This is a genomic window from Aureitalea marina (assembly GCF_002943755.1).
Lineage (GTDB): Bacteria > Bacteroidota > Bacteroidia > Flavobacteriales > Flavobacteriaceae > Aureitalea > Aureitalea marina.
In genome coordinates this window covers 726,892-752,147 of record NZ_MQUB01000001.1, presented here as the reverse complement: position 1 = coordinate 752,147, position 25,256 = coordinate 726,892, and the positions used below count along the sequence as shown (strand labels likewise).

Annotated in this window: 18 protein-coding genes and 1 other RNA gene; 11 read left to right on the top strand and 8 right to left on the bottom strand. The window is 46.3% G+C overall.

What is annotated here, in order from left to right:
- The first annotated feature begins 14 nt into the window (after positions 1-14).
- The gene (locus BST85_RS03525; RefSeq protein ID WP_104813886.1) at positions 15-1,205 is read left to right on the top strand and encodes an acyltransferase family protein; all 1,191 of its coding nucleotides are present in this window, start codon (positions 15-17) and stop codon (positions 1,203-1,205) included.
- Here the strand turns inward: BST85_RS03525 and BST85_RS03520 are convergent.
- A complete protein-coding gene (locus BST85_RS03520; protein WP_104811995.1) occupies positions 1,167-3,485 on the bottom strand; it encodes an ATP-dependent helicase in 2,319 nt (772 codons plus the stop codon). The two genes, BST85_RS03525 and BST85_RS03520, sit on opposite strands and share 39 nt — an antisense overlap.
- 159 nt (positions 3,486-3,644) lie before the next feature.
- Between BST85_RS03520 and BST85_RS03515 the strand changes: the two genes are divergently transcribed.
- Genes BST85_RS03515 through BST85_RS03495 form a run of 5 tightly spaced genes read left to right on the top strand, consistent with a single transcriptional unit; the run spans position 3,645 to position 8,940 of the window.
- The gene (locus BST85_RS03515; RefSeq protein WP_104811994.1) at positions 3,645-4,187 is read left to right on the top strand and encodes a DsrE family protein; all 543 of its coding nucleotides are present in this window, start codon (positions 3,645-3,647) and stop codon (positions 4,185-4,187) included.
- A 5-nt stretch (positions 4,188-4,192) separates the two neighbouring features.
- Positions 4,193-5,476: an amidohydrolase gene (locus BST85_RS03510; RefSeq protein ID WP_245917627.1), complete on the top strand. Its 1,284-nt coding sequence runs from the start codon at positions 4,193-4,195 to the stop codon at positions 5,474-5,476.
- Positions 5,477-5,485: 9 nt separating this feature from the next.
- Positions 5,486-6,757, top strand: coding sequence for an amidohydrolase (locus BST85_RS03505; RefSeq protein WP_104811992.1), 1,272 nt, complete (start codon positions 5,486-5,488; stop codon positions 6,755-6,757).
- Between the two features lies 1 nt (position 6,758).
- Positions 6,759-8,372 carry an FMN-binding glutamate synthase family protein gene (locus BST85_RS03500; RefSeq protein WP_104811991.1) on the top strand — a complete coding sequence of 538 codons (1,614 nt, stop codon included), beginning with the start codon at positions 6,759-6,761 and terminating at the stop codon, positions 8,370-8,372.
- Between the two features lie 43 nt (positions 8,373-8,415).
- A complete protein-coding gene (locus tag BST85_RS03495; protein ID WP_104811990.1) occupies positions 8,416-8,940 on the top strand; it encodes a DUF7935 family protein in 525 nt (174 codons plus the stop codon).
- Here the strand turns inward: BST85_RS03495 and BST85_RS03490 are convergent.
- Positions 8,929-10,998, bottom strand: a complete 2,070-nt coding sequence (locus BST85_RS03490) for a M1 family metallopeptidase (protein ID WP_104811989.1) — start codon at positions 10,996-10,998, stop codon at positions 8,929-8,931. The two genes, BST85_RS03495 and BST85_RS03490, sit on opposite strands and share 12 nt — an antisense overlap.
- A 42-nt stretch (positions 10,999-11,040) precedes the next feature.
- On the opposite strand from BST85_RS03490, the gene recG reads away from it, so the two are divergent.
- Both recG and BST85_RS03480 read left to right on the top strand, forming a co-directional pair.
- Positions 11,041-13,146 (top strand): ATP-dependent DNA helicase RecG, encoded by a 2,106-nt coding sequence (gene recG, locus BST85_RS03485; protein WP_104811988.1) that lies wholly within the window; start codon positions 11,041-11,043, stop codon positions 13,144-13,146.
- Positions 13,147-13,173: 27 nt separating this feature from the next.
- The gene (locus BST85_RS03480; RefSeq protein WP_104811987.1) at positions 13,174-14,025 is read left to right on the top strand and encodes an alpha/beta hydrolase; all 852 of its coding nucleotides are present in this window, start codon (positions 13,174-13,176) and stop codon (positions 14,023-14,025) included.
- Positions 14,026-14,087: 62 nt separating this feature from the next.
- Here BST85_RS03480 and BST85_RS03475 read toward each other — a convergent pair whose 3' ends face one another.
- Both BST85_RS03475 and BST85_RS03470 read right to left on the bottom strand, forming a co-directional pair.
- Positions 14,088-15,194 carry a DUF2911 domain-containing protein gene (locus BST85_RS03475; RefSeq protein WP_104811986.1) on the bottom strand — a complete coding sequence of 369 codons (1,107 nt, stop codon included), beginning with the start codon at positions 15,192-15,194 and terminating at the stop codon, positions 14,088-14,090.
- Positions 15,195-15,288: 94 nt separating this feature from the next.
- Complete coding sequence (locus tag BST85_RS03470) at positions 15,289-16,500, bottom strand: TlpA disulfide reductase family protein (protein ID WP_104811985.1); 1,212 nt, start codon at positions 16,498-16,500, stop codon at positions 15,289-15,291.
- 113 nt (positions 16,501-16,613) lie between these two features.
- Here BST85_RS03470 and pheT point away from each other — a divergent pair, with 113 nt between their 5' ends.
- Positions 16,614-19,040 (top strand): phenylalanine--tRNA ligase subunit beta, encoded by a 2,427-nt coding sequence (gene pheT, locus BST85_RS03465; RefSeq protein ID WP_104811984.1) that lies wholly within the window; start codon positions 16,614-16,616, stop codon positions 19,038-19,040.
- A 200-nt stretch (positions 19,041-19,240) separates the two neighbouring features.
- On the top strand, positions 19,241-19,957 hold the full coding sequence (locus BST85_RS03460) for a hypothetical protein (RefSeq protein WP_104811983.1): 717 nt from the start codon (positions 19,241-19,243) through the stop codon (positions 19,955-19,957).
- A gap of 319 nt (positions 19,958-20,276) precedes the next feature.
- Here the strand turns inward: BST85_RS03460 and BST85_RS03455 are convergent, their stop codons facing one another.
- Entirely contained in the window at positions 20,277-21,908 is a 1,632-nt protein-coding gene (locus BST85_RS03455) for an ABC-F family ATP-binding cassette domain-containing protein (RefSeq protein WP_104811982.1), read from the bottom strand.
- A gap of 152 nt (positions 21,909-22,060) precedes the next feature.
- On the opposite strand from BST85_RS03455, the gene BST85_RS03450 reads away from it, so the two are divergent.
- Positions 22,061-23,458, top strand: a complete 1,398-nt coding sequence (locus BST85_RS03450; protein ID WP_104811981.1) for a TlpA family protein disulfide reductase — start codon at positions 22,061-22,063, stop codon at positions 23,456-23,458.
- A 44-nt stretch (positions 23,459-23,502) separates the two neighbouring features.
- On the opposite strand, the gene fsa is transcribed toward BST85_RS03450, so the two are convergent.
- The 3 genes from fsa to ffs form a co-directional block, all read right to left on the bottom strand.
- A complete protein-coding gene (fsa, locus tag BST85_RS03445) occupies positions 23,503-24,156 on the bottom strand; it encodes a fructose-6-phosphate aldolase (RefSeq protein ID WP_104811980.1) in 654 nt (217 codons plus the stop codon).
- Between the two features lie 94 nt (positions 24,157-24,250).
- Complete coding sequence (locus BST85_RS03440; protein ID WP_104811979.1) at positions 24,251-25,060, bottom strand: SDR family oxidoreductase; 810 nt, start codon at positions 25,058-25,060, stop codon at positions 24,251-24,253.
- A gap of 82 nt (positions 25,061-25,142) precedes the next feature.
- An RNA gene (gene ffs / locus BST85_RS03435) (signal recognition particle sRNA small type) lies at positions 25,143-25,241 on the bottom strand.
- Positions 25,242-25,256: the final 15 nt, after the last annotated feature.

The window sequence follows — 25,256 nt, the reverse complement described above, 5'->3', positions numbered from 1 at the left end:
AAAACAAAATAGTCATGCGTAGATTTGATATGGATTGGTTAAGAGTATTGGTCTTTGGATTGTTAATACTTTATCATGTAGGGATGTTCTTTGTCCCTTGGGGGTGGCACATCAAGAACAATGAGATCTCCTTGGATCTACAGTGGCCTATGCTATTTGTAAATCAATGGCGGTTACCTATACTCTTTGTGATTTCCGGGATGGGAACTTACTACGCCTTTGGAAAACGTTCAGCTGGTCAATTTGCCAAGGAACGTCTCATCAGATTGTTCATCCCGCTGGCTGTAGGGATGTTTCTAATCGTTCCTCCTCAGGTCTATATTGAGCGAATAGCCACCGGACAATTCTCTGGTGGATATTTTGACTTTTGGCCAGCTCATGCCTTTTCAGGCGGCACCTATCCCGATGGTAATCTCACCTGGCATCATTTATGGTTCTTGCCGTATCTCTTGATCTTCTCTTTGGTTCTGATCCCGGTGTTCAGTTACTTGAGAAAGAACCCTCAAGCCAGGTTTCTAAAATGGACAGCCGGAATGTACAGTAATCCCTGGAAGATCTTTTTACTGATCATTCCACTTTACCTGGCCGAGGCCTTTTTGGAGCCCTTTTTTCCTGTTACCCATGCATTGGTCGGCGATTGGTTTGCCTTAGCCTTCTTTCTTGTTCTCTTCTTCTACGGTTTCCTTTTGATCGCATCTGGTGGAAGATTCTGGGAATTCGTTGCCAGGTATAGACGTATTTATCTGATGTGTGGAATCGTTGGTTTTACTGCATTGATTGGGATAATCTTGTTATATCCAGATTCAACCTGGCGTCATTTTACGGAGGCCGGAATCAAAGTCTTCAATATCTGGTCCTGGATATTGGCCATATTTGGTTACGGTAGTGCCTACCTGAACAAGCCTAGCAGGGCCTTGGCCTATGCCAACCAGGCGGTATATCCATTTTATATTCTGCATCAAACAATCACTTTAGTTGTAGCCTATTACTTAATGGACCTCAATTGGTCTGTCACCACCAAATTCGTAATTCTGACTGTGGTCACTTTTGGCGGCTCCTGGCTGATATACGAGTTTCTGATCAGGAGATGGAAATGGATACGCCCACTATTTGGGCTTAAGGTCAGGCGATTGAACGTGGATGCCTATAACAATAGAAATAAGGAACTAATCCAGGACATTCAGCTTAGCAAAGCGAAGCAATAGTTTTTTTAAGCCACCCTGCTCAAATTGGATCTCGGCCTTGACATCGGCGCCAACACCTTCGATCTTAAGCACCTTGCCCTTTCCAAAACGCTGATGCTCCACCCGGTTTCCTACTTCCAGATTGACTTTGGGAGTACTGGCGCCATTGGAAGGGGAACTCGATGCGGGTTTGACCTTCCGCAATTTTCGGGTTCCTGCAGATATCGGCATCTTGGGTGGGGTTCCTGACACTGGTTTCTTTAAGCGCAATTTGGATTTGTCTACCTCCCCAAAAATGTCCGCATCGATCATGGGTTTGAACCGGGTTTCGGTGATCGGGGTTAAATAATCCAAGTATTGCTCATCGATCTCATCTAAAAATCGGCTTGGTTCGGCATCGATCAACTTACCCCAACGATACCTGGTTTGAGCATAGGTTAGGTAGGCTTGTTTTTCGGCCCGTGTCAGTGCCACATAAAACAGTCTTCGCTCCTCCTCCAACTCCGATCTGGAATTTAGATTCATGGCACTAGGGAAAAGGTCTTCTTCCATTCCCACCACATAGACGAATGGAAATTCTAAACCCTTTGCCAAGTGGACCGTCATCAGGGCAACCCGGTTATCGTCTCCTTTCTCATTATCCAGGTCTGTGGCCAGAGCCACGTCCTCTAAGAATTCGGTCAGGGAGCCGGTAGTGTCCGCCAGTTCTTTCTGACCTTCCACAAAATCCCGAATACCATTGAGCAATTCCTCTATGTTCTCAATTCGGGCAATTCCTTCCGGGGTACCATCTTTCTTGAGTTCCTGAACCAAGCCGGTCTTTTTGGCAACCTGTTCCGCTATGTGGAAGGCATCCACCTGCTCATTGGTCACTTGGAAGGATCGGATCATGGTGACAAAGTTCTCTAGTTTGGTTTGGGTTCCTTTGTTCACGTTGATGGGGTTTTGCTGTAATTGCTCCATCACCTCGAACATGGAAACTCCCCGCTCGTTAGCGGCCACTACGATCTTATCCACAGTGGTCTGGCCGATCCCGCGTGCCGGATAATTGATCACTCGCTTCAGGGCTTCTTCATCGCTTGGATTGAGTATGAGCCGTAAATAGGCCAGTACATCCTTGATCTCCTTGCGCTGGTAAAAACTCAGACCTCCATATATTCGATAGGGAATGTCCTTTTTCCGCAGTGCGTCCTCAATAGCCCTGGACTGTGCATTAGTACGATAGAGCACTGCAAATTCCTTGTGTTGCATCTGCAGGTTCATCTGGTTCTCAAAGATTGAACCTGCAACAAAACGGCCTTCGTCGGCATCCGTCATGCTGCGATTCACCTTGATGGGATTTCCCTGGTCGTTGGCCGTCCAGACCACCTTCTCTAAACGAGACTGGTTCTTCTCGATCAAACTATTGGCTGCTCTGACTATCGTTTTGGTCGACCGATAATTCTGCTCCAACCGATATACACTGACATTGTCGTAATCCTTTTGAAAATTCAGGATGTTGTTGATATTCGCACCCCTAAAGGCATATATACTTTGGGCGTCGTCGCCGACCACACAGATATTCTGAAACCGATCGCTCAGGGCCCGAACGATCAGATACTGACTGTGATTGGTATCCTGGTACTCGTCCACCAGGATATATCGGAATCGATTCTGGTATTTGGCCAATACCTCAGGGAAACGGGTCAATAATTCATTGGTCTTCAGGAGAAGATCGTCGAAGTCCATGGCTCCGGCCTTAAAGCAGCGATCCACATATTCTTTGTAAATGTCTCCCATCCTCGGCATCCTGGCCATGGCGTCTGCCTCTACCAGCTCCGGATTGTTGAAGTAGGCCCTTACCGTGATCAGCGAATTCTTGTAGGAGGAAATTCTGGAATACACCTGCTTGTATTTGTAGATGTCCTTGTCCAGTCGCATCTCTTTGATGATACTCCTGATCAGACTCTGGGAATCCTGGGTGTCGTAAATCGTAAAGTTTGAGGGATAGCCCAGTTTGTCGGCTTCAAAGCGAAGTATTCGAGCAAAGATGCTGTGAAAGGTACCCATCCAAAGATTTTTAGCTTCAGAATTGCCGACTATCTCGGCGATACGTTTCTTCATCTCTCGGGCCGCCTTATTGGTAAAGGTCAAAGCCAGGATGTTAAAGGGGTCAACTCCCTGGGACATCAGATAGGCGATCCGATAGGTTAAAACCCTGGTCTTTCCGGAGCCTGCCCCGGCGATGACCATTAGAGGTCCATCCTTGTGAACGGTCGGTGCCCGTTGGGCTTCATTGAGTTGATCTAAATAATTTTGCAAGGTGAAATTGACTCCAGAGTGATAGGGTGAAAATAATGAAATTCGCCTCTATTCTGAACCCGATCTGCCAACAACTTATAAACAGCCTGGGATTTCGGATTTAGCGAAATTTAGATATCTTTAAAGACAACATCAACTAGTCCGAATACAAACATTTCTATGCGGCAATCCATCTTCTGCCTGTTTCTTATGATCACGGCCGTGATCACAGCTCAGAAAACCAAAAAGCCAGGTCCGGTAATTATGAGCTACGGCCCGACATCTGCAGTCGAAGATCCTGATTTTGTCATGGACAAGGCGGCGGAGTACAAAGTGCTCTTCGACGTTACCACCTCCAGTGAGTCCAAACCGGATCAGGTAAACAAAGGATTGGAGACTGCGGCCAGATTTCTGAATATGCATGTAGGCGCTGGCAAGGATCCAAAGACCTTAAATCCGGTTATGATCGTACATGGAGGGGCTAGTTACGGATTGCTTAGAAACGAATTCTACAAAGAAAAATACGGTGTGGACAACCCCAACATTGGTCTGATCGAAGAATTGGACAGGGCCGGTGTAGAAATCTATATCTGTGGGCAAACGGCAGCTCATAGGGATATTGGTGAAGAGAAGCGACTGCAAGAGGTCAAACTGGCCCTCTCTGCCATGACCGTACTGATCGAACTACAACAACAGGGATTTGCCGTGATCACCTTAAAATGAACCTCATGAAGAAGCTAATTCTATCCGCAGGTCTTGTTGCATTCATTTCCCCATTGCTGATTCAGGCACAAAACAATTGGGAAGATGACTTTCAGCAGATCGAATCTAAAGTAATCGAGTGGCGACGGCATTTTCACCAGAACCCGGAATTGTCGAACAGAGAATTCAATACCGCCAACAAGATTGCCGACCACCTCAGATCGCTAGGAATGGAGGTCGAAACCGGAATTGCAAAAACAGGCGTAGTGGGAATTCTAAAAGGGAGCAAAAAAGGGAAAGTGGTGGCCTTACGGGCAGACATCGATGCCCTACCGGTTACCGAACGGAATGACCTACCCTTCCGCAGTCAAGTGTCAACGGAATTTCTGGGGCAGGAAACCGGAGTGATGCACGCCTGCGGACACGATACGCACACAGCCATCCTAATGGGTGTAGCTGAAGTGCTCTCCAAGCACAAAGATCAGATCCAAGGAACGGTTAAGTTCATTTTCCAACCGGCCGAGGAAGGACCACCACCGGGAGAAGAAGGTGGTGCCAAATTGATGATCAAAGAGGGTGTACTCAAGAATCCCGATGTGGACGCAATCTTTGGCCTGCATATCAACTCAGGCACCCCTGTAGGTGATATTCGATACAAACCCGGTGGTACTATGGCTGCTGTAGAGCGTTTCGTGGTCACTGTAGAAGGGAAACAAACCCACGGATCAGCTCCCTGGACTGGTGTTGATCCTATTTATATATCTGCCAAGATCATCGATGGCTTTCAGTCTATAATCAGCCGAGAGTCCCCGCTGGTAAACGAGGCTGCCGTAATTACCGTCGGTAAGATCACCGCGGGAGTCCGGTTCAACATCATTCCGGAAAGTGCGGAAATGATCGGAACTGTCCGAACATTGGACCCAACTATGCGGTCCATGATCATGAGGAGAATGAACGAAATGGCCGAAGGAATAGCCAAGACTTATGGAGGCAAGGCCAGTATAGAATGGCAAAACAATACGGTAATCACCTATAACGATCCGGAACTGACAGCCCAAATGCTTCCCAGTTTACAGAGGGTCGCCGGTGCAGATAACGTTGTTCTGACAAAGGCTACCACGGGGGGTGAAGACTTCAGTTATTTCCAAGAAGAAGTCCCCGGCTTCTATTTCTTTCTGGGAGGAATGACCCCTGGGAATGAGCAGCCTTTCCCGCATCACACACCAGATTTTTATATAGACGAAAGCGGATTGCTATTGGGTGTCAAGGCACTTACACAGCTATCCATGGATTACTTGAATGCACAATAAAACTACCATATGAAGCGCTTTACAATTATTCTAGTACTGAGTTTGATCAGTATTTCAGCCTGGGCCCAGGCACCAATCGAAACAAGCATTACCGAGGTCGAATCCAAGGTGATCGAATGGAGGAGGGATTTCCATCAGTATCCTGAACTCTCTAACAGGGAATTCAAAACGGCCGAGAAGATAGCCGCACATCTAGAATCCCTCGGCATGGAAGTTCAGACGGGCATCGCCCATACCGGGGTAGTTGGAATCCTAAAGGGCAATAAACCAGGAAAGGTACTGGCACTAAGAGCAGATATTGATGCTCTTCCGGTCACAGAAAGGGCGGATCTGCCCTTCAAATCGGAGGTGACTACTACCTTCAGGGGTGTAGAGACCGGGGTGATGCACGCCTGTGGACATGATACACACATCGCCATCCTGATGGGAGTGGCCGAGGTAATGTCCAAGCATAATGACTTTGCCGGAACCATCAAATTCATTTTTCAACCCGCCGAGGAAGGAGCCCCTCCGGGAGAAGAAGGTGGTGCCGAAATGATGGTTAAAGAAGGAGTGTTGACCAATCCCGATGTGGACGCCATTTTTGGGTTGCACATAGGTTCCAGTCAGCCCATAAACACCATTGCTTACAAGTCCCAAGGACTTTTGGCGGCCTCGCAGAGCTTTGAGATAACGGTAAAAGGAAAACAAACACATGGTTCTATGCCTTGGGGCGGAATTGACCCCATCATGGCGGCTGTCAAGATCATTGACGGGCTTCAGACCATAATTTCCAGGGAATCGCCACTCACCCAGGAGGCAGCAGTGCTATCAATCGGTAAGATTGCAGGAGGTGTAAGGAGCAATATTATCCCTGAAGAGGTACAGATCGTGGGTACGCTGAGGACCCTGGACAAGGGCATGCAAGCCATGATCAACCGCAGGATGAAAGAAATGGTACCTGCCATAGCAGCTGCCTACAGGGCCGAGGCCACCATTGAGATCGACAAAGGCTATCCCATCACCTACAATGACCCTGAATTGACTGCCCAAATGGTGCCATCCCTAAAAAAGGCGGCAGGCGACAACCGAGTATTCGAGATCGGAGCCATTACCGGAGCCGAGGATTTCTCCTTTTTTGCTCAAGAGGTTCCCGGTCTTTATTTCTTCCTGGGAGGAATGACTCCGGGAAACACTACTCCTTTCCCCCACCATACTCCTGATTTTTACATAGATGAAGGGGGAATGTTACTAGGTGTGAAGGCTTTCGTTCAGCTCACTATGGATTACCTCGGATCATAGCATGGATGGTTTTTGGAATACGTTTAGTCTGATACCCTGGTGGGGGTGGGTCCTGTTATTCCTGCTGCTAATAGCTATAAAGGATGTCTTTTTTAATAAAAGGCATACCATCAAGCACAATTTCCCCGTAATTGGCCATTTACGCTATATTCTGGAACGGATCGGTCCGGAACTGCGACAATATATTGTTGCCAATAACCGGGAGGAACTTCCCTTTAACCGTATCGAACGAAGTTGGATCTATGCCTCGGCCAAGAACGAGAACAATTACGAAGGATTTGGTACAGACCGGGATATCTATGCGCCCAACTACATCTTTATCAACAATGCCATGTTCCCCTTCAGATTGGAGAAGGGACACCCCAACACCAATGACCCTTATTTTTTACCCTGTGCAAAAGTAATGGGAGCTGGTCGACGGATCAGACCATTCAGGCCGGCCTCTGTGATCAATGTTTCGGCCATGAGTTTTGGATCCTTGTCTGCTCGAGCCATCGAATCCCTCAACAGGGGCTGCGGTTTGGCGAATGCTTATCACAACACCGGAGAGGGTGGCCTCTCTCCTTACCACTGCTCCGGGAGCGATGTGGTCTTTCATTTTGGTACAGGCTATTTCGGCGTTCGTGATGAAGCAGGTAATTTTTCGCTCCAGCACTTGGTGAAATTGACCCAGGAATACCCCCAGATCCGTGCGGTGGAGATCAAATTATCCCAGGGAGCAAAACCCGGGAAAGGTGGTGTATTGCCCGCTTCCAAGATCACGGCCGAGATCGCCGCAATCCGAGGCGTGCCTAAAGGAAAGGATGTGCTTTCCCCTCCCACCCATTCCGCATTCCAAGGTACCCGTGAAATGATAGACTTTATCGAAGAGCTTGCCCAAGCCACGGGTCTTCCGGTTGGAATCAAATCGGCAGTGGGGAAATTGGACGATTGGCGTGAGCTGGCCAAAATCATGCAAGATACTGGTAGAGGACCCGATTTTATTACCATAGACGGAGGTGAAGGTGGAACTGGTGCAGCCCCGCCTAGTTTTGCCGATCATGTTGCCCTGCCCTGGTTATTTGGATTCAGTGATGTCTATAAGATCTTTAAATCACATCAGCTTTGTGAACGGGTTGTCTTTGTGGGTAGCGGAAAATTGGGATTCCCTGCCAAAGCGGCCATGGCCTTTGCCATGGGTGTCGATTGTATTAACGTGGCTCGGGAAGCCATGATGTCTATCGGCTGTATACAAGCTCAGATCTGTCATAACAATCATTGCCCGAGCGGTGTGGCTACACAGAGCAAATGGCGACAAAGCGGTATCAATATCCAGGATAAGTCCACTCGGACTCACTTCTATTTTAAGAATTTCAGGAAGGAATTGCTTGAGATTACCCACGCCTGTGGATATGAACATCCATCGCAGTTTACCATGGATGATGTTGAGTTTTCACTGGGCGATAGAAATCTGCTCAAGACCTTGGCAGATGCCTTCGGGTACAACAAGGTGAAGATTCCGTTTACGGGTATTAAGGACTGTATGGACTGCCCTCATTTGGGCGGTAATTACGAACCTAAATCGGCCAAGAAAGCGGTAAAACAAGCACGCAAAGCGGCTAAAGTCCGTTATTAATCCCTATTTTCAACCCATCAATTGATCCAATAATACCAGATCTATGGAAATTGCACCAGTCCTAAATTACCTGGCCTACATCATCCCCTCTATCATTGTTGGGATCGTTGCTTACTATTTTTTTAAGGGACATACAGCCAACGAAGAGGGTCGCAGACGTTATATGCTGCAAAAAGAAATTCAGAATAAGATCCTCCCCACCCGTCTTCAGGCCTACGAGAGGCTCTCCCTGCTTATGGAAAGAATAGACCCTAACAAACTGCTTATTCGAGTAAAGCCTTATTCCGACGATATCGATAAGTACGAAGCACTGCTGATCAAGAATATCGAACAGGAATTTGAACACAATGTGGCACAACAGATCTATGTGACCCACGAGTGCTGGAACTTGATCAACGCTGCAAAAAATGCCACCATACATGTGATCCGACAGGCTTCCATGCATGAAAAATCAAAGACCGCAGACCAGATGCGGGAATATATTCTCCAAAATTTCATGGAGGAGATCACACCATCACAAAAGGCCTTAGCTTATATCAAGAAGGAAGTGGGTGAACTATTCGCCTAGAACCGATTCCAAGTATTTCTTTTGATCCTCCTTTAACCTGCCGAGCATCTCGACAAGCTTGGTCCGGTAAGCAGGAGTGCCAATGGCTTCCTTTAGCATACCCCTTGCAGCTTTCCTGAACCGCCAATTAGGATGCATACAGGCATCTACCAGGGATTTCAGCGATTGATCATCGTGGGCCTGCAATTGATGAAGGTATTCAAGGGCTCCCTCTCTGATCTCAAAACTGTAATCGGGCATGGTGTAATCTCTTAATTCTTTGATCAAAGCTCCACGATTACCCTGCCGGTAATCTGTTGTAGCTAAGGCCAGTACTAACCAAAGTTGTCTCAGGCTCCTGTTCTGAAAGCCCATTTGGCCATCCATTTTGTCCAGAAAACGCTGCCTGTCGAGCGGAAAACTATACCACAAATGGTACAAGGCAGCCTCTCTGGTAACATAGGAAGGATCCTCCAATAATGTTTCATAATCCTCCTTCAAAGGATCTGGGATTCGTTCCAGGCTCAGCGCAACGGCCTGTCTGACCATCAGGTTTCCACTGCTAAGACCGATCCTGTACAGTTCTCTTACCTTAGGCCCTACCTCGCCAGATAACTGATAAATGGCTTCCTGACCGCTGTAATCATCCGGAATGGAAAGGAATCGCTCCAGGTCCTTCTGTTTCTCCGCCAATGGTTTAGCTCTTAAGGCACTGACCTCAAAATATTGTTGGACTATCTTCTCTTGTTTGAGGACATTATAGGCTTCTTCCGCTGGGAAGGCAGACTGTTCCAACCAGTTACGGTACCAAGGATCAATATCTACCAGGGTATTGGCCTTAACCGCAGCTATGAAATCGGAAGTACTCACATTGCCATAACTATGATCAGTCAGATACTTCAATATAGCTGCCTTAAAGGACTCATCGCCCACTAAGGTTCTTAACTGATGCAGTGCCCAGGCACCCTTTTCGTAAAAGGTGAGCGATGAAGCTCCTGGATCCAGCAAGGACTGACCTTTACCCTCGTCACTTAACAGCTGTAGTTGTTCTGCAGACTGTAGCAATTTCCAATAGTAGTATTCTGAACCAAAGAGCTTCTTTTCTGCCTGGAGGGCATAGTAGCTAGCAAACCCCTCATGCAACCAATGATGATCACCAGAAGTCTCGGTTACCAGATTTCCAAACCACTGATGGGCCAGCTCGTGAGCGTTTACATTGACATAATTTCGATCTGCAAAGCCGATGGAATCTGTCACAAAGGCCTGAGAAAATAGCGTAGCCGTTGTATTTTCCATTCCCGCATAGAGAAAGTCACGGACGGGAACCTGTTTGTAGTCAGTCCAGGGATAAGCCATCCCGATCTCCTCTTCCAGGAAATCAAAGATCTCCCGAGACCACCTGTAAGTAGATTCAAAATAAACTTCGTCCTCTTGTAAATAGTATAATTTATTGTTGATGCCTGAACCTGAATCGAATTCCTGACGTTGGAAAGGTCCCGCGGCAACTGCCACTAGGTAACTGGACATGGGCTTTTCCATATCGAAACCTACAGTCAGTTGTCCGTTTTCTCGAATTCGCTTTATTTCGTTCCCATTAGAGACAATATCCATGAACCCATCTTCGTCATTTATGGTGAAGCTGAGGTCAAATTCGACCTTATCGTTCATATCATCAAGTGATGGTAACCAATGAGAAGTATATTTCCCCTGTCCCTGACTCCAGACCTGATCACCAAAAAAATAAAGCGTTTGGGATGGAGTTGCCCGGTATGAAAAACTTATGTCTAGCTGCCGGTCTGCCCGGAAACTCCCAATGATCCATATTTTGCCTTCGGATGACCTTACCGAGATTCCGGGTGAGGTCACACTCAGTATCTCCATTTCGTTGGCGTCCAGATAAATGGAATCCACCGGCTGTTTGATCATAGCAGTTAACTGAACCTGCCCTTTAACCGATTTTTCCGATCGATCGATCTCCAGATCAGCCGTGATTCTGATAAAATCGACTATATCAAGCTGCTGAGCATGTGATACCACTCCGAAAAAGACGAATAGTAGAAGAAGACAGCGGGGCCCCATATGTGTTGAAAAATTTGAAGCCAAATTAACTAAATTCGTTCTATGAACAGCCACTCGCTGCAAACCTCCATAGAGTTCCTAAAAGGTGTTGGCCCTAATCGGGCTCAATTACTAGCTAGTGAACTTGGAATTCACTGTTATCAGGACCTCTTACACCTCTTTCCAAATCGTTATATAGACAGGACCAGGTTTTACAAGATCTCAGAAATACAGGGGTCTAACGCAGAAATACAGATCGTTGGTCAGATCACTCATATCAAGACAGTCAGTCAAAAAAAGGGTAGCCGTCTTGTAGCCACTTTCAAGGACGAGACCGGGCACATGGAATTGGTTTGGTTCCGCGGTCAGAAATGGATACGGGAGAATCTTAAACTTACTCAACCTTATGTCATCTTTGGTCGTGTAAACAAATTCGACAACAGATTCTCCATGCCTCATCCAGAAATGGAGTTACTTTCTGAATATAAAACAAGGATCAGAAAGGGGATGCAACCCATCTACCCCTCTACCGAGAAACTCGTTAATCGGGGAATTACCAACAGAGTGATTATAAAACTAATGGAGGAACTTTTTCGACAATTTCAAGGGCAATTCGACGAGTCCCTCTCCGACAAGATCATGTCCGAAGCTAATTTGATCGATAAAAACAAGGCACTTATCAATATTCATTTTCCTACCAACCAGGAATTATTGACAAGTTCTCGATATCGTTTAAAATTTGAGGAACTATTCTACATTCAGTTGCAACTCGTACGAAAGAATCTCCTGCATAAGACCCAGATCAAGGGACATAATTTTGCTGAGATCGGAACCTACCTCAATACTTTTTTTAAGGAGTATTTACCTTTTGAATTGACGGGCGCTCAAAAGAAAGTACTAAAGGAAATCCGTCATGATCTGGGTAGTGGTGCTCAAATGAACAGGCTTCTCCAGGGAGATGTGGGAAGTGGTAAGACCATAGTCGCCTTCATGTCAATGCTTATAGCACTTGACAATGGCTACCAAGCTTGCTTGATGGCGCCAACTGAAATTTTGTCAGTCCAACACTATCAAGGTTTATACAATTGGTGTAAGTCTCTTAATATCAGTATTTATTTGCTAACAGGTTCAACTAAAAATTCAATTAGACGAGAAATACACCAAAAGCTAGAAAATGGTGAGATTCAGCTGCTGGTTGGCACTCACGCCTTGATCGAAGATAAGGTGAAATTCAAAAATCTCGGTCTTGCAGTGATAGACGAACAACACCGTTTTGGAGTTGCTCAGCGATCCCGGCTTTGGCATAAGAACACTACCCCACCCCATGTATTGGTGATGACCGCTACACCCATCCCCAGAACTTTAGCCATGAGTGTATATGGCAACTTGGATCTCAGTGTTATAGACGAACTTCCACCGGGAAGAAAAGACATCAGGACCGTTCATAGGACTGATGCCAGCCGCCTGAAGGTTTTTCGCTTTTTAAAGGAGGAGATAGCCAAGGGAAGGCAGGTCTATGTGGTCTACCCATTGATACAGGAAAGTGAAGCCATGGATTACAAGGACCTCATGGATGGTTATGAAAGTATGGTAAGGGAGTTTCCGTTGCCCAACTACCAGATCTCCATTGTCCACGGTCAGATGAAACCAGCAGACAAGGACTTCGAAATGAGTCGATTTGTAAAAGGGGAGACTCAGATCATGGTAGCAACCACTGTGATCGAGGTTGGAGTCAACGTACCCAATGCATCCGTCATGGTGGTAGAAAGCGCTGAGCGGTTCGGCCTTTCACAACTCCACCAGCTAAGAGGAAGGGTTGGCCGGGGTGCAGAACAGAGCTATTGCATACTGATGACCGGCCATAAACTGACCAGAGAGGCACAGACACGCTTAGAAACTATGGTCAGGACCAACGATGGCTTTGAAATTGCCGAGGTTGACCTCAAGCTCAGAGGGCCAGGAGATGTTATGGGCACTCAGCAGAGTGGCGTGCTTGCCCTTCGCATTGCCGACCTGGTGCAGGACGAACCGATTTTGAAACTAGCAAGATCAATGGCATTCCAGGTGCTGAGAGAAGATCCTGGCTTAAAGAAAGTGCAGAATCTACCCATAAGAAAAACCTACCAGGAATTGAGCAAATTCCGAAATATTTGGAACTACATATCTTAGCTACTGCTATTTTAATCGTGCTATTTTATGATTTTTCTCTCCAGAACGATCGCTATCCTTCTTTTCACCACGCTATTCTTAGGCTGCCAGGATACCGCATTTGAATCCGGGCAAGTGTCCGTCCATCAGATCAATTCCGAACTACTTCAACGTTCTGTAGAATATTCGCTATACACCCCGACCAATTCGACCCAAAGTCTGCCTGAACAAATTATATATCTGCTGCACGGTCATGGAGGCGACCACAGGGATTGGTTCCAGGACGAGGAAGGGGCTGTGGCGGCCATACTTGACTCTTTGATCGATAACAACATAATCCCGCCCGTCCTGGCCGTATCAGCCAATATGGGCAATAGCTGGTACGTCAATCGTCCTGCTCCGGCCCAGGATTTTTACCTGCAGGAGTTTATTCAACACATCGAAAGCACCTATTTGCAGTCTGAACCAAAGCAGAGATTACTGGCAGGAAATTCGGCAGGAGGATACGGTGGGCTGCGCTTTTCATTGATTCGACCTGAACTTTTTGAGAACACCATTTTACTGAGTCCTGCCTCCTACACCCCGCTTCCTCCAGATATTTCCTCCTCCAGAAAGGTGGAAGCGTTTGCTGTGAATGGAAAGTTCAATGATTCCATTTGGGATTCCTTCTCTTATTTGCATTTATTGAAGCGGCTGAAACCGGGCGATCAACTACCGGGATTCTATATTTCTACCGGAGACGATGATGTCTACAACATAGTTCCGGCCGTGACGCGCATCCAGCAGGAATTTTTAAGCCTTGGGATCACCAATGAGTTGAGAATCACCAACGGTGGACACGATTGGGACTGCTGGAAGAGCAATTTTGCCGAGGCGTTAAGCTTGATCTATCAACAATAAAAAACCCGCCAGAAACTGGCGGGCCAACTACAACAAATTAAAACGACTAACGATAGCGCTTTCTAATTGATGTCTTCTCCGTTCTTTAACTTGTCAATATTTGCCGCTACCCGACCCTTACTGGCCTCGTTTGGTGCATTGACAAGTGCTTTTTCTAAGTGTTTCAGAGCGTTCTTATAATCTCCTTTGGCCGATAACCCACGCGCCATACCGTAATGCACGGGCCAAGTATCTTTATTCTTGTCTGCGTTGAATTGGAAAACCTCCATGGCCTGATCCTTCATACCTATGGCTATTAGCTGGCGCCCGTATTGATGGATCTCCAGGATAGTACCTAAATCCATATTCTCTTCCACAAGGGCCAAGGCTTCCTGTTGCCGTCCCATTTGGTTCAATATTCCGGCCTTGATCTGCACATTGGCAAAGGTCTTTTGACTGAAGAATTGGCCGGCGATAGCAGCGTCGATCCAACCGAGGGCTTCGTTCAGGTCTCCTCCGTTATTGGCCGCATAAGCCGCAGCCTGCTCCCAAGTCTGTCGGTTAAAACCGGATTGATTCTCCATCGAATTCCGTATATCTCTGAGGACAATATCTGTTACAGGCACCTCGATCGTAAAGGGGAATGAACGTTTTTCCCACATTAAGGCCGCCGTAGCCGAAGTGGCCGTGACTTCAGGAAATCCAAAGGTCAGCATCTCAGTGTGGGGAATGGTCTTGGTGGTGATCTCTACGTTGACCACATCGTCTTTGGCCTCATAGAAAAAACTGCCCCAGGCCGTATTCTTTTTGTTTAGTATGAGGTTGGCCTTTTCCCCTTCCTGAACATTTAGAAAGAGGGCGTACGTCCCGGCTTCTACAGGCTTACCTTCTACCTGAACATCATCCGAAAAGGTAATAATGGTGTTCTCGTTAGCACCCGCTCTCCAAGGCGCCGCGGTTGAGGTTCCAAACCCCAGATTATTCAGCCCATATGGTACTAGGCTACCCCAGATCTCCCGCCCGTTGACACTGGGTCGGGAATAGGTGATCTCTATGGTTGACGTACCGACGGTCTGATTAACCGTAGCCATCTGACTACCCCTTGGAGTGTTGATCTGAGCATGGGAATGGAAAAGTGTAAAAAGCAGGAGTACGACCACGATGGTCAGGTGGGTGTAAAGCTTTGACATGATTTTTGGTTTAGATTGTTGACCTAAATGTAGAATGGAAAGACCCTTACCCCTGTTAGGAGGGTGTTAAAATAATTGAGACTCTGTTAATTAACTATTCGTTAAGAAGTCCTTGCACGAACAGATCGAAATCTTCTTGGAAAGACTCAAAGCGTCCGGTTGCCTCACCATTGATGCCAGTATGAATCCTTCTGACCTCCCCTTTTCTATCAATGAAAAGAGTGGTCGGATAAGACAACACATGATCTAGCATCGGCAGTTTGGCCGCCGCTTCCTCCTTATCACTGCTTCCGTATTGGGCTAGTAATATCGGGTACTCAATTTGAAGTTTTTCTTTTAATCGGTTGAGTCCTTTCCAGGCCCGCTCCTGATCCGGTGCGTACTCGAAGGCAAGGGCCACAAATTTCAAACCTCTATCCCTGTGCTGTTTGTTGTAGGAAGCATAGAACCTGGATTCTTCCAGGCAATTGGGGCACCAACTTCCCATCAGCTGAACCACGACAACCTGGTCTTCAAATTGGGGATCGGCCAAAGAGATCATTTGCCCTTGCTCATCCGGAAAGGAAAACGCTAAGGTCTCCCAACCTTCTTTGAGCCCGGTTAGCCCTAAAGGATCAGGAAGCTCATATACCGGGTTAAGGCGTGCTGTAAATGGTTCTACCCAATGGTTCCCGCTATAAAAGACGCCTTCCATCAAACTATCTCGGACATGGGCTTCGAAAAGAAAGACATGTGCTCCGTCAAATGTGGACAGTTTTAAACTATCGCCATCCATGATACCCTGTAAATATCTGTAGTCTCCTGTGGTGGTCCTGAAAGTACCTTCCACCTGATCTCCTGTTTGGCTAAAGAGCCCCATAGCTGGATAACGGTCTTCATCCGAATCCGGACTAAATACTGATTCCCATCGGCCACTTACTGCCGTGAAATCTGCAGGAGAAGACTGAAAACGCGGATAATCGCCCTTGATCATATTGAACGGAACTATCCTATCCAGACTTTCCTTTACAAATACACCTTCCAGTTCCCCTTCTTGTAATTTTCCCTTGAAATAACCTTCAAAGACGGGATGCATGATATAAACGGAATCGCCCTGATAGATGGGTTGTTCCATACTAACCCGTTCTTCGGCATTGACAAAGGTTAAGGTCCCATCTGATCCAACCTCCACATTGACCGGCAGATCATGCCCGTTATCCAAATGAAAGGTCAATAACCACAGCCCCTGATCTAGTTCTGAGGTGGCATGTTGGCAACCCAGCACAGAAGAAATAAGTACAACAAGGATTAAGATTTTTGGTCTCATGACAACACTTAGATCGAAAGTCTCCAATTTACTTACAAAAAACGAGCGAAATAGTATCTTTGCGCTTCATTGCCCGAGTTTAATCTAATGGGGCTCGAAAACCGGACAATTCTATGAAGATTTCCTATAACTGGCTGAAGCAGTTTATCAATGTGGAACTACCTGCAGAAGAAGCAGGAGAACTCCTTACGGACCTAGGTCTGGAAATAGAAGGCATAGAATCCTTCAGCTCTGTTCAGGGTGGCCTTGAAGGTGTTGTGATCGGTGAGGTACTGACCTGTGGTAAACACCCCAATGCAGACCGACTGTCATTGACCACTGTTGATATTGGAACAGCAGAAGCTGTTCAAATTGTTTGTGGTGCACCCAACGTTGCTGCGGGACAGAAAGTAGCAGTCGCAACTGTTGGCACTGTACTTTTTGATGCCGAGGGTAAACCATGGACCATCAAGAAGGGTAAGATAAGGGGCGAGGTCAGCATGGGTATGATCTGTGCAGAAGATGAATTGGGCCTTGGCGATAGCCATGACGGGATCATGGTTTTGGATAAAGATCTAATTCCAGGTACTCCGGCGGCCGAGATCTTCGAAATAGAACAAGATGAGATCTTTGAGATTGGATTGACTCCCAACCGAGCCGATGCCATGAGCCATTGGGGCGTTGCCCGTGATCTGAGAGCCGGCTTGTTGCAACAGGAGATCCAATTGGAACTGATCACTCCTTCCACCACCAATTTCAAGATTGGTAGCAGGACATTAAAAATGGAGGTCGAGGTCCATGATCTAGACAGGGCACCACGGTATTGTGGAGTCACCATAAGTGGTCTGCAAGTGTCTGACTCTCCGAGCTGGTTGCAAAATAGACTGAAAGCAATAGGCCTGGCACCGATCAACAATATCGTGGATATAACCAATTATGTGCTGCATGAATTGGGACAGCCACTACACGCATTCGACGCAACCAAGATAAAGGGTAATGAGGTACATGTTAGAACCCTGCCCGAAGGTACTAAGTTCGTCACGCTGGACGGTGTGGAAAGAAGCTTGCACCAGGAAGATCTAATGATCTGTGATGCCGAAAAACCCATGTGTATTGCAGGTGTTTTTGGTGGAGAGTTCAGCGGGGTTACCGAAGATACCACCAGTATTTTCCTGGAAAGCGCATACTTTGATCCAATCAGTGTACGTAGAACAGCGAAAAGGCATGGCCTCAACACCGATGCTTCCTTCCGTTTTGAACGAGGAATTGACCCAAACATAACTGAATATGCACTGATGCGCGCAGCCATCCTGATCATGGAGATCGCAGGCGGAGAAGTGACCAGTGAGATTACCGATATTTATCCCAGAAAGATTGAAGACCACCAGGTTGTGCTCAACTTTGAGAATGCCAACCGCTTGATCGGTCAGGAAATCCCGAGGGAGACCATTAAACAGATCCTGACCTCTCTGGAGATCAAGGTGAACAATGTTACTGAAGCCGGTATTGGAATGACTATTCCTGCCTATCGGAATGATGTGCGTCGAGAGGCCGATGTCATAGAGGAGATCTTGAGGGTGTTTGGTTATAACAACATTGACTTCTCGAATAAACTCAATGCTACCATAGCCAATCAGGATCCGAATGACGATCATTTGGTCCAACAAAGGATTAGCGGGCAGTTGATCGGTCAGGGGTTTTATGAGATCATGACCAATTCCCTGACAGCTTCTCAGCATCTGGAACTCAGTCCTGATTTTAAAGAAGATCAACAGATCGGCTTGCTCAATCCCTTAAGTCAAGATCTTGGAGTCATGCGACAATCCATGTTATTTGGTGCGCTGGAGTCTGTCGGGTACAACCTGAACAGGCGGCAACAGTCTGTAAAATTCTTCGAATTTGGCAAGACCTATCATCAATTAGCTGACAAACGAGAAGAGAAGAAGCACCTAATGATCCTGGTTGCAGGGAAGAAGAATTCACCCAATTGGCAATCCGGACAGGACGATCTGGACTTCTTCTATCTGAAGGGAATTGTCAGTGCTTTGTTAGAGCGCCTGGGTATTAAACAATATTCAGAACAATCAGCCACAGAAGCTATATTTTCTGAGGGTCTTGATTTGAAGATCAAGCAGGGGACAGTGGTGCGATTTGGAGTTATTAAGAAATCTGTATTGAAAGCTTTAGATCTGGAACAGGAAGTCATCTACGCTGATTTTGACTGGGACATGATCCTGAATGTGATAGGGAAAGGTAATATTCAGTTTCAAGCCATTTCCAAATACCCGCTGGTGAAACGGGATTTTGCTCTATTGTTGGATCAACAGATCAGTTTCGATGATTTGTCTTCAGCTGCCTATAAGACAGAACATAATTTGCTGAAAAAAGTCCAATTGTTTGACGTTTACACCGGGAAAAATCTTCCCGAGAACAAGAAAAGCTATGCCCTTAGTTTTACCTTGCAGGACGACAGAAAAACCTTGACGGACAAACAGATCGACAAGGTCATGGGCAAGCTTCAAAAAACCTTCGAAGAACAATTTGGGGCTGTTCTACGCTAAACTGGACGTGTAATTTGTTTAGTCAAATGCGGTTTAGAGTTGCTGTGATTTCGCTTTAACCGACTACAAACCAGTATATTACAATATACCTGGATCTAGATTGCATAATTAACCTTAAACAAGATCTATCAATAGGGTCTTCATAATGTTAAAATCTTGCGACTACACCAGATAGGGTTTATTTTTATGAAAAAAGAGCTATGTTCCATAAAACCGATGTCGAAATTGAACTGAAGCGAAACCGCGATCGTCGTCTAACTGAAGACGAAATTCTAATGCAGGTTGAGCATTTGTTGGCGGAATTGGACGAGGACCGCCAGCATATTGAGCAGCGTCTGCGTTCGGCTTCAGATGAATCCAATCAGGAAATCGATCTAAGCATTTTAGACCCCCGTAGGGTATATTCCTTGGAGGACATAAAACGCACCTGCATCGATTATCGGCTAAGGTTTCTGGAAAGTCGTTACTTCAAAGGTGATTTCCCAGAGGAGACCGTCAGCAAGATCCGGCAAATGGAAAATGAACAAGGAATGCAGTTGTCTGGCTTTAAGATCATGGCTCCCTCCAAAAGGTTGTTACTTGAAAATGCGGATGACCCTCTGCTCTTCCTGCCAATCGGGAAGGACCAATACTACCTGATCGATAAGTGGGGTAATGACCTCCACCCTATGCGCAAGTGGCTGATGTGGCCATACAAGAACTTTGAAAACCTTATTCTGACCATATTCTTGCTGAGTATGGTGCTGACCTGGATAACCCCGGTTCACCTCTTTCATCCTGAACCCGGCATGCAGGAATATGTACTGATGTTTTTGTTTATGTTCAAGTCGGTTGGTGGTGTCGTCTTGTATTATGGTTTTGCAAAGGGCAAGAACTTCAACAACGCCATCTGGGACAGTAAGTATTACAATGCGTGAGTCATGAGTCGTGAGTCGTGAGTCGTGAGTCGTGAGTCGTGAGTCGTGAGTCGTGAGTCGTGAGTCGTGAGTCGTGAGTCGTGAGTCGAAATTTAATGCGAACGAACTGCGAACTGCCGACTACAAACTACAACTAACTTTCTACCTTGGGGCACCACTCCCCTCCCAGGACAAGCTATATACATAACTCGTAACTCCCATAAGAAATCCCGGCACTACCATCGAATTCAAGAATGCACACTGCGTATTCCTAAATGAACACTTGAAGAGAATAAAACTAAATTTGAATCTGTCAGTTTTCAGCAGGGATCTGCTGTTTTCAGCCATTCACTCCAACCGCATACATCTTCTCCCTCAATTCCTTGATCTTCAGGTCGCTCATATATTCGTCGAAAGTCAGGTATCGGTCAATAGCACCTTGAGGAGTTAACTCGATCACTCGATTGGCCACTGTCTGGGCAAATTCGTGGTCGTGGGTGGTAAAGAGAACGGTCCCCTTATACGTCTTCAAAGAGTTATTGAAAGCCGTAATGGACTCCAGGTCCAGGTGGTTAGTAGGCTCGTCCAACATGACCACATTGGCTCGTAGCATCATCATACGACTAAGCATACAACGGACTTTCTCCCCTCCGGACAGCACATTGGATTTTTTCAAGGCTTCTTCACCACTAAACAGCATCTTACCTAAGAATCCTCGTAGGTATACTTCTTCTCTTTCTTCTTCGGTCGTGGCCCATTGGCGTAACCAATCAACCAGACTCATATCGTTTTGAAAGAAGGTACTATTGTCCAGAGGCAAGTAACTCTGGTTAGTGGTCACTCCCCATCTGTAGGTCCCAGAATCTGCAGCCTGCTGATCGTTTATGATCTGATAGAAGGCCGTAGTTGCTCGAGAATCGCGGGAATAAATTACCACCTTATCTCCCTTGGCAAGGTTGATATCGATATTATCAAACAATACTTCTCCTTCCATGCTGGCAGACAGCCCCTCTACATGCAGGATCTGATCACCGGCTTCCCGCTCCTGTTCAAAAATGATGGCCGGATAACGACGCGAAGATGGCTTGATCTCGGCTACATTCAGTTTTTCCAGCATCTTCTTCCTGGCAGTTGCCTGCTTACTTTTAGCTACGTTAGCACTAAAACGAGAGATAAACTCCTGCAGCTCCTTTTTCTTTTCTTCGGCTTTCTTATTCTGCTGAGCCCGTTGACGAGCGGCCAGCTGACTACTTTGGTACCAGAAGGTATAATTACCACTGTAATGATTGATCTTACCAAAATCAATATCACTGATGTGTGTACAAACAGCATCCAGAAAGTGACGGTCGTGGGAGACTACGATCACACAGTTATCATAATTGGCAAGAAAATTCTCCAACCAGGTTATCGTTTCGTAATCCAGGTCGTTAGTGGGCTCATCCATGATGAGTACGTCGGGGTTACCAAAAAGGGCCTGAGCCAAAAGCACTCGAACTTTTTGCTTTCCATCCAGATCAGACATCTGACTGTAATGCAAACTCTCCGGTATCCCCAGATTACTAAGCAGTGCCGCCGCATCGGAATCTGCATTCCAGCCGTTCATCTCCTCAAATTGAACCTGCAACTCACCTATCTTCTCAGCGTTCTCATCTGTGTAATCAGCATACAAACGGTCTATCTCGGTTTTAATCTCGAACAACTCCTTGTTTCCTCGAACAACGGTCTCCAACACAGGGAACTCATCGCAGGCGCTGTGATCCTGCTCCAACACACTCATCCGCTTACCTGGTTCCAGGTGAACCTGACCTGAGGTCGGATCCTGTTTTCCGGAAAGGATTTTTAGGAAGGTGGATTTACCGGCTCCATTGGCACCGATGATCCCATAACAGTTACCATTGACAAATTGCGTATTCACCTCGTCAAAAAGGACGCGTTTACCAAACTGCACAGACAAATTCGAGACGGATAACATGTGTTGAATGTTTTTGTAAATTCGGCGCAAAAGTAGCTAAAACAAAGGGAAAACTCGGCCAATTTCCTTTTAAATATCTTTTAACTAGGAGTTAACAGTTTCCCCCAGAGTGTAAGACTATTTTTGTCTTGATGATAGGATTGAGTCGGTGTATGATAAGAACTTTACTTGGCCTTTTTTACATAGCAATACTATTTTCCTGTGCCAGCGAGCGATGCGACGAGCGTTCCAGTTGGATAGGCGGTGAGATCGTTAACCCTAAACTGGATCATGTTCTGCTTTTCCACAACGACATCGTGGTGGACACCATTCCCCTTCAATCCAACAATTTCTTTCTTTACGAATCCAACGACCTTAAGGAAGGACTTTATTCTTTTCAACATTACGAGTATCAGGTATTCTATGTAGAACCGGGGGATAGCTTGATGCTGCGCGTAAACACCGTAGATTTTGACGAATCCCTGACCTTCAGTGGCAGAGGAGCGCCGAAGAACAACCTGATGATCGAGATGTTCCTGATTAACGAAAAGGAGGATCAACTACTCTCTAGTCAGTACGCTCTGCCTCCGGAGGAATTCCAGGCAGAACTAGATTCACTGCAAGATATTCGATGGGAACTTTTAACCGAGTTCAAAGAAAAACACCAACCCGGACCTCGTTTCGCCAAGTTGATGGAGGCTAACGTAGATTATGATTTCTTTGCCCGCAAAGAACTGTATTTAACCGCGAATGCCTCCAACTATCAGCGCAATGAACAGCTGCCTGTTCCAGCTAGTTTTACTGCCCATCGGATGGTCGATGATTACGACGATTGTGATGTACATGCTCACTATTCCTATTATCGGTACATAAACCGGCTTTTTGACAACCTGGCCTACGAGCAGTACCAAGACCAGGGACGATTTAATCGTAACTCTTTCAGACATAACTTCCTTAGGATGCAATTGGTAGATAGCTTGATCGATCACGAACATCTGAAGAATATGATGTTGCGCTCCAATATCGGGCGATACCTGATCAATGCCAATAACGAAGAAGAGGAGCGCAATATGTTGGATCTGTTCATGAACAGCAGTACCAACGAAGATCACAAACTGGAGATCCAGCGATTGGCGGAGAATGCCATGAAACTCACACCAGATCACATCATCCCCAATGTGGCCTTGATCAGCTATGATCAGACCTCCGTGGATCTACATGAAGTTATTCGCAGGCCGACGGTCTTTTATTTTTGGAACACCGAGTCCAGCAATCACTACAAATCCATACACGAACGCGTCGCAAGCCTGAAGTCGGACTATCCCAAGTTCGATTTTGTGGGCATAAACACGGGTGCAGACTACCGAAAGTGGAGAAAGATCATCGACAAAATGGGTTATTTTCCTTCCAGGGAGTACCTGTTCGACAACGTGGAGGTAGGACAAGAAAAGCTTATGGTCGGCTCCATTAATAAGGCGATCATTATAGATGGATCAGGGAATATCCTAGAAGGAAATTCCAACCTCTTCTACAGGGATATTGAAGCCATCCTGGCTGGAATATCTCAATAAAAAAAGCCACCCGTTCAGGTGGCCTTCAATTGCTTTATAGTTCTTTAGTTTCCTTTATTGAAATCCGCAAGGAATTTAGCTAGTCCTATATCCGTCAATGGATGTTTTAAAAGTCCTTCGATAGACGAAAGAGGTCCTGTCATCACATCCGCACCGATCTTAGAACATTCGATCACATGCATGGTATGTCGCACTGAAGCAGCTAGGATCTGGGTTTCGTATCCGTAGTTATCGTAGATGTGACGGATCTCGGCAATCAGATTCAATCCATCTGTCGAGATATCATCCAGACGGCCGATAAATGGTGAAACATAAGTCGCTCCTGCTTTAGCTGCCAATAAAGCTTGTCCCGGCGAAAAGACCAGCGTACAATTGGTCTTGATGTCTTTATCACTGAAATACTTTATTGCTTTTACACCTTCTTTGATCATGGGTACCTTAACCACAATCTGCTCGTGCAGCTCAGCCAGCGCTTCACCTTCCCGAACCATGCCTTCGAAGTCGGTCGAAATGACCTCTGCAGAAACGTCTCCATCGACGATCTGACAGATATCTACATAATGTTTCATGATGTTATCGTGACCAGTTATACCTTCTTTGGCCATTAAGGAAGGATTGGTGGTAACCCCGTCCAAAACACCCAGGTCCTGGGCTTCTTTGATCTGCTCAAGATTGGCGGTATCGATAAAGAATTTCATAGAGTGAATTTTTCCAGTTTGATGGCAGCAAAATTACAAAGCTCAGCCAGCAGTAAAAAATTAGGAGCCAGTTAATTTCAGTTCGGCTTAGAAATTAGCGATTAAGCCTGTAATGTTTCATCAACAGTTTCTCGTACATTTTACCCGGTAATACCTTTTTTAGTACAATCGAGAACTTCTGTAGGCCTGAACCTACACGGTATCCGACCTTTGGGTTATTCTTTTTTATGATGTTGTAAACGGCATTGGCCATGACCTCAGGATCCATCCCTTGATCCACATGCTCGTTCATCAGTTGAAGTGAATCCCCGTATGTTCTATGGTAAGGCGAATCATCGATTAGAGGTGCATGGAATCGTCCGGCTGCAATATTGGTGGCAAAATCGCCCGGAGCTAGGTTGGTCATCTTAATCCCAAAGGATGCCAATTCCATCCGCCAAGCTTCTGTGATCAGTTCTAAAGCACCTTTACTTGCGGAATATACCCCTCGAAAGGGTAATCCCATAAAACCAGCGATAGAAGTCACATTGATGATCAATCCACTCCCCTGCTCACGCATGGCAGGTAAAACTGCTTTGGTCACTTCAATTGGCCCATAGACATTGGTCTGGAAGGCATTGTGAATTGCCTCCTGAGGGGTTTCTTCCAATGGCCCGGTAATACCGACACCTGCATTGTTCACCAATACATCGATCCGACCCGCATTCTTCAATATCTCAGATACTCCGGCGGCTATAGACTCAGGAGAACGCACATCCATCTTAACCAGCGGAAACTGGGAATCGCTAACCCCTTCAGGATTCCGGCTTGTACCGAAGACCTGGAACCCCTTTTCTTGCAAGTAAACACCCATGGACCTACCTAATCCGGAAGACCCTCCGGTGATCAATACGACTCCTGACATAGACTCAGCGATAAAGCACAAAGATGAGCAGAAGAGACTTAGTATGCAAACGGGAAGAAGAGAGGAGAATTTCGGGTACAAAAAATGGCAAGCTACCTACATCGCACCGCTACAACCGTCTACCCTTGCTGTGTTCCCACCCTGGGGGATTCAACAGGAGCTGGTCGTGTAGGACTTGCCGACGCAAAGATACGTC

Excerpts from the sequence above, each read along its gene's own strand:
- BST85_RS03510 (WP_245917627.1), top strand. The coding sequence starts at position 4,193 with ATGAAGAAGCTAATTCTATCCGCAGGTCTTGTTGCATTCATTTCCCCA.
- BST85_RS03480 (WP_104811987.1), top strand. The coding sequence starts at position 13,174 with ATGATTTTTCTCTCCAGAACGATCGCTATCCTTCTTTTCACCACGCTA.
- BST85_RS03495 (WP_104811990.1), top strand. The coding sequence starts at position 8,416 with ATGGAAATTGCACCAGTCCTAAATTACCTGGCCTACATCATCCCCTCT.
- fsa (WP_104811980.1), bottom strand. The coding sequence starts at position 24,156 with ATGAAATTCTTTATCGATACCGCCAATCTTGAGCAGATCAAAGAAGCC.
- BST85_RS03470 (WP_104811985.1), bottom strand. The coding sequence starts at position 16,500 with ATGAGACCAAAAATCTTAATCCTTGTTGTACTTATTTCTTCTGTGCTG.
- BST85_RS03515 (WP_104811994.1), top strand. The coding sequence starts at position 3,645 with ATGCGGCAATCCATCTTCTGCCTGTTTCTTATGATCACGGCCGTGATC.
- BST85_RS03525 (WP_104813886.1), top strand. The coding sequence starts at position 15 with ATGCGTAGATTTGATATGGATTGGTTAAGAGTATTGGTCTTTGGATTG.
- BST85_RS03505 (WP_104811992.1), top strand. The coding sequence starts at position 5,486 with ATGAAGCGCTTTACAATTATTCTAGTACTGAGTTTGATCAGTATTTCA.
- pheT (WP_104811984.1), top strand. The coding sequence starts at position 16,614 with ATGAAGATTTCCTATAACTGGCTGAAGCAGTTTATCAATGTGGAACTA.
- BST85_RS03450 (WP_104811981.1), top strand. The coding sequence starts at position 22,061 with ATGATAAGAACTTTACTTGGCCTTTTTTACATAGCAATACTATTTTCC.
- recG (WP_104811988.1), top strand. The coding sequence starts at position 11,041 with ATGAACAGCCACTCGCTGCAAACCTCCATAGAGTTCCTAAAAGGTGTT.
- BST85_RS03440 (WP_104811979.1), bottom strand. The coding sequence starts at position 25,060 with ATGTCAGGAGTCGTATTGATCACCGGAGGGTCTTCCGGATTAGGTAGG.
- BST85_RS03490 (WP_104811989.1), bottom strand. The coding sequence starts at position 10,998 with ATGGGGCCCCGCTGTCTTCTTCTACTATTCGTCTTTTTCGGAGTGGTA.
- BST85_RS03500 (WP_104811991.1), top strand. The coding sequence starts at position 6,759 with ATGGATGGTTTTTGGAATACGTTTAGTCTGATACCCTGGTGGGGGTGG.
- BST85_RS03460 (WP_104811983.1), top strand. The coding sequence starts at position 19,241 with ATGTTCCATAAAACCGATGTCGAAATTGAACTGAAGCGAAACCGCGAT.
- BST85_RS03455 (WP_104811982.1), bottom strand. The coding sequence starts at position 21,908 with ATGTTATCCGTCTCGAATTTGTCTGTGCAGTTTGGTAAACGCGTCCTT.
- BST85_RS03475 (WP_104811986.1), bottom strand. The coding sequence starts at position 15,194 with ATGTCAAAGCTTTACACCCACCTGACCATCGTGGTCGTACTCCTGCTT.